Annotated in this window: 5 protein-coding genes; 3 read left to right on the top strand and 2 right to left on the bottom strand. The window is 72.6% G+C overall.

The window, feature by feature from the left end; all coding sequences use genetic code 11:
• Window positions 1-118: 118 nt before the first annotated feature.
• A complete protein-coding gene (locus RDU12_RS13515; protein WP_308685132.1) occupies window positions 119-1,135 on the top strand; it encodes an HlyD family efflux transporter periplasmic adaptor subunit in 1,017 nt (338 codons plus the stop codon).
• A 4-nt stretch (window positions 1,136-1,139) separates the two neighbouring features.
• Here the strand turns inward: RDU12_RS13515 and RDU12_RS13510 are convergent, their stop codons facing one another.
• Window positions 1,140-1,937, bottom strand: a complete 798-nt coding sequence (locus RDU12_RS13510) for a crotonase/enoyl-CoA hydratase family protein (protein ID WP_308685130.1) — start codon at window positions 1,935-1,937, stop codon at window positions 1,140-1,142.
• 70 nt (window positions 1,938-2,007) lie between these two features.
• Between RDU12_RS13510 and RDU12_RS13505 the strand changes: the two genes are divergently transcribed.
• A complete protein-coding gene (locus RDU12_RS13505) occupies window positions 2,008-2,235 on the top strand; it encodes a DUF1289 domain-containing protein (protein WP_308685128.1) in 228 nt (75 codons plus the stop codon).
• A gap of 139 nt (window positions 2,236-2,374) precedes the next feature.
• Window positions 2,375-2,881: a TIGR02281 family clan AA aspartic protease gene (locus RDU12_RS13500; protein WP_308685126.1), complete on the top strand. Its 507-nt coding sequence runs from the start codon at window positions 2,375-2,377 to the stop codon at window positions 2,879-2,881.
• On the opposite strand, the gene RDU12_RS13495 is transcribed toward RDU12_RS13500, so the two are convergent.
• Entirely contained in the window at window positions 2,878-3,702 is an 825-nt protein-coding gene (locus RDU12_RS13495) for a sulfite exporter TauE/SafE family protein (protein ID WP_300292000.1), read from the bottom strand. The genes RDU12_RS13500 and RDU12_RS13495 overlap by 4 nt on opposite strands.
• Between the last annotated feature and the right edge of the window lie 249 nt (window positions 3,703-3,951).

Genomic DNA, 3,951 nt, shown 5'->3' with positions numbered 1-3,951 from the left:
CCGCGTCATCAAGCTCGAAGACGGCGTCATCATCGATGATCAACGCCGCACCCCCAATCCCGACGCCACCCTGGCCTCGCACTGACCGATCCCAAGGACTGAACCGCCCATGTCCCGCATCCCCCGCTTTCTGAAGAACAAATGGCTCTGGATCGGCGTCGTGCTGATCGTCGTCGTCTTTGTCGGCTTCAACGTCATGCAGGCCGGCGCCGCGAAGAAGCAGGCGGACGAAGAGCAGGCCGCCGCCCGCAAGGTCGACAGTCCCTACGCCGCCATCGCCAATGGCAAGGTCGACGTCGAGGGCGGGATCATCCAGATCGCGGCCCGCCGCGGCGGCGTCGTTCGCGAGGTCCTGGTGCAGGAAGGCGACCGCGTCGTCGCCGGTCAGATCCTCGCCCGCCAGGAAGACGACGAGCCCCGCCTGGCCCTGCAGAGCGCCGCGGCCGATGTGGCCCAGGCCGAGAGCCAGCTGCGCCTGATCCAGGTCGACATCCGCACCGCCCAGCGCGAGCACGACCGCCTGCAGCAGCTGGTGGCCACCAATTTCGTCGCCGCCCAGCGCATGGACGAGGCCCGCGACGCCATCGCCCAGGCCCAGGCCCGGCTGGCCTCGCAGCAGGCGGCGGTCCAGACCGCCCGCGCCCGCCGCGACCAGGCCGCCTACAATGTCGAGCTGACCGTGATCCGCGCGCCCCAGAGCGGCCGTATCGTGCGCCGCTACGCCAACCCCGGCGCCGGCGCCTCGACCCTGAACGTCTCGACCATGTTCGATCTCGAGCCCGACGCGCCGCGCATCGCCCGCGCCGAGATCGTCGAGAGCGACATCCCCAATGTCACCAACGGCCAGGCCGTCGAGATCACCCCCGAGGGCGACCCGTCCAAGGTCTATGTCGGCACCGTCCTGCGCCGCGCCGCGGTCTTCGGGGCCCGCAAGCTGGCCTCGGACGATCCGTCGCAGCGTTCGGACGAGCGGGTCATCGAGGTGGTCGTCACCGCCGGCGACGCCCCGCTGCTGATCGGCCAACGCGTGCTGGTCAAATTCATGAAGCCCGGCCAGACCGCCGGCGCCCCCCGCGAGGCCGCCGTCGGCGTCCCCGCCGACCGCGCCATGCAGGCGCCGGCGCGGGAAGGGTAGGAGGCTAGCGGCCGGTGAAATCCGCCGGCCGCTTCTCCAGCACCGCGGCCACGCCCTCGGCGTGATCCTCGGTCAGATGAGCCAGCGCCTGCATGGCGGCGGTCATCTCCAGCATCTGGTCGAAATTGGCGTCGCGGCCCTGGCGCAGCAGGGTCTTGGCCATGCGCAGCGCCTGCGGCCCGTGCGCGGCGACCTTGCCGGCGAACTTCAGCGCCTCGTCCATCAGCGCCTCCGGCGCGACGACGTGATTGACCAGCCCCCAGCGCTCCGCCGTCGCCGCGTCGATCGTGTCGCCGGTGAACAGCATCTCCGCCGCCCGCGCATAGCCGACGTTGCGCGGCAACAGCCAGGCGCCGCCGTCGCCCGGCAATATGCCCAGCTTCAGGAACGGCACGCCGAAGGTCGCCTCGGTCGAGGCCAGCCGGATGTCGGCCAGCCCGGCGATGTCGCAACCCAGCCCCATGGCCGGCCCGTTCACCGCCGCCACCAGCGGAACCTCCAGCCCGTACAGCGAACGCACGATCCGATGCACCACCCGGCGATAGCGCTCGCGGATCTCGGCCCCCGTGCCGGCGAACAGGTCGCGCCGGTCTCGCATCGCCTTCAGGTCGCCGCCGGCCGAGAAGGCCCGCCCCGCGCCGGTGATGACCACGCAGCGCACCCCGGCGTCGGCGTTCACCGCCGCGCAGGCCGCCGCGAAGGCCTCGCCGTCCTCGAGGTCGGGCAGGGCGTTCAGCCGCTCGGGCCGCGACAGCGTCCATATCTCGATCGCGCCGCGTCGTTCCGTCTGGATCAGGGTCATGCGCCAGCAGTGCCCCATCCGGCGGCCGCCGACAATTCCCCCCGGCGCCGCGACCCGCTACTGATCGCCCATGTCCAGCCCGCCGCCCGGCCCGCCCCGCTCGATCGCGACGCCCTGCGTCAAGGTCTGCATCGTCGACGGCGCCTCGGGCCTGTGTCTCGGCTGCTGGCGCACCCTGTCGGAGATCGGCGGCTGGAGCGGCCTCACGGATGAGGACCGCGCGCGGATCATGGCGGAACTGCCGGGAAGGTACGAGGGGCGAGGGGCGAGGGCCGGGGGTACAGGCGGCGCCGGGTAGCGGGCGAGTTCACTCCTGACGCGGCGGGGCCCGCCTCGCTCATCCCTCGACCCTCGACCCTCGCCCCTCGCCCCTCGTTTACCCCCCGCCAACCATCCCTCTTCACCGCATCCCAACCGCGTCGTGCGAGAACACGGCCATGCGGTTCGATCTGTCCTCCGCGGCCGTCATGGCCCTCGCCGTCGCCTCGGCCCTGACCACCGCCTGGTGGATGGATCAGGCGGGCCTGCGCGGTCAGGCCCAGGCCGCCGTCCCTGTCGCCTCCACGCCCGCCACGGGGAGCCCCGGCCAGGTTCTGAGGGCCGCCGACGGCCACTACTGGGCTGAGGCCGTGATCGACGGCCGCGCCGTCCGCGTCATGGTCGACACCGGCGCCAGCGTCGTGGCCCTGACCCGCGAAGACGCCGCCCGTCTCGGCCTGAAGCTGACCTCCGAAGACTTCTCCGGCACGGTGGTCACCGCCTCCGGACCCGTCCGCGCCGCCCCGGTGCGGCTGCGCGCCGTCGCCGTCGCCGGCGCCCGGGTCGCCGCCGTGGAAGCCCTGGTCGTCGAGCAGGGCCTGCCGCACAGCCTGCTGGGCATGAGCTACCTCGGCCGCCTCTCCTCGTTCAGCGCCACGCCGGCGGAACTGACGCTCCGCCCCTAGAGCGCCTTCACCACCACCAGCACCGCCGTCGCCAGCAGGTACAGGGCGAACGCCCGCCGCAGCACCCGCCGGTCCAGCGAATGCGCCAGCTTCGCCCCCCACGGCGCCACCGCCGTGGTCAGCACCGCCATCACCACCGCCCCGGGCACGTTGACATAGCCCAGCGACAACGGCGGCCGTCCGGCGGCGTCCCAGCCGAACACGATGAACCCCATCGTCGCCGCCGTCCCGATGGCCACGCCGAAGCCCGAGGCCGTCGCCACCGCCTGGTGGATCGGCCGACCGCACAGGGACATCAGCATGCCGCCGAAGCTGCCGCCGCCGATCCCCATCATCGCCGACAGCCCGCCGATCACGGTCCCGAGCCCGCGCCGTCCCCAGCCGGTCGGCAGGTCCCGCCTCAGCGCATATCCTTCCGGCATCAGCCCCATCTGCGCCGCCACGGCCGCCAGACAGACCGCATAGACGATCGCCAGCCCCTCCATCGAAGTGACGCCCGCCACCGCCGCCCCGAGCAGCGCCCCGACCGCCACCCACGGGGTCCAGGTCTTCAGCACCACTTCGTCGACCGCCCCGTGCGTCCGGTGCGCCCTCAGCGACCGCCACGAGGTGGCGACGATGGTCAGCAGCGACGTCCCGATCGCCACATGCAGGTTCGACTCGCCCCCGACGCCCAGCACCTCGAAGGCGTAGAACACCGCCGGCACGATCACCGTCCCGCCGCCCACCCCGAACAGCCCGGCGATCAGGCCGCCCGCCAGCCCCGCCGCGACCAGGGCGGCGAGCAGCATCAGAATCTCGTTCAGGGGCAAGGCGGTCATCGGATCGGTCTAGCGGAGGCGGGGAGGCGAGGGGAGAGGAGGGGTCCGGGGGAACCTCGGAGGCGCGTGCGGCCCCACGGCAACCTTTCCTCCCTGAACCCCGTTCTCTCCGCACAGGGCAAACCCCACCGGAAAGACACCCCCATGACCGTCATCAAGACCTTCGCCGTCCTCGCGGCCGGCGCGTTCGCACTGTCCGCGGCCGGCGCGGCCCAGGCCCAGACCCCCTACACCAGCTACCCGTCCGGC

The sequence above is a fragment of the Brevundimonas sp. genome, from assembly GCF_031082345.1.
Lineage (GTDB): Bacteria > Pseudomonadota > Alphaproteobacteria > Caulobacterales > Caulobacteraceae > Brevundimonas.
This window is presented reverse-complemented; position numbering and strand designations above follow the sequence as displayed.

Bases quoted from the DNA above. Each gene is read 5' to 3' on its own strand.
- RDU12_RS13510 (WP_308685130.1), bottom strand. From the start codon at position 1,937: ATGACCCTGATCCAGACGGAACGACGCGGCGCGATCGAGATATGGACG.
- RDU12_RS13505 (WP_308685128.1), top strand. From the start codon at position 2,008: ATGTCCAGCCCGCCGCCCGGCCCGCCCCGCTCGATCGCGACGCCCTGC.
- RDU12_RS13500 (WP_308685126.1), top strand. From the start codon at position 2,375: ATGCGGTTCGATCTGTCCTCCGCGGCCGTCATGGCCCTCGCCGTCGCC.
- RDU12_RS13495 (WP_300292000.1), bottom strand. From the start codon at position 3,702: ATGACCGCCTTGCCCCTGAACGAGATTCTGATGCTGCTCGCCGCCCTG.